General features: G+C 46.2%; 1 rRNA gene. It reads left to right on the plus strand.

The annotated features are described in order from the left end of the window. A 23S ribosomal RNA gene (locus tag ACYUCG_RS15250) occupies positions 1 to 401 on the plus strand; the annotation flags it as partial.

Consider the following 401-nt stretch of genomic DNA (forward strand, 5'->3'; position numbering starts at 1 on the left):
GTATCATTAAGTGAATACATAGCTTAATGAAGGTAACCCAGGGAACTGAAACATCTAAGTACCTGGAGGAAGAGAAAGAAAAATCGATTTTCTTAGTAGCGGCGAGCGAAAGGGAAAGAGCCCAAACCGGAAACTTGTTTCCGGGGTTGTGGACATAGCATSAAAGTGGAGGCTATTGTAACTGAAGAGAACTGGAAAGTTCCACCGTAGAAGGTAATAGTCCTGTAAGTGAAACGAGAAGACCACGAGTTATGATCCAGAGTACCACGAGACACGTGAAACCTTGTGGGAAGCAGGGAGGACCACCTCCCAAGGCTAAATACTACCTGATGACCGATAGTGAAGCAGTACCGTGAGGGAAAGGTGAAAAGAACCCCGGGAGGGGAGTGAAATAGAACCTG

The sequence above is a fragment of the Clostridium sp. CTA-17 genome (assembly GCF_054767895.1).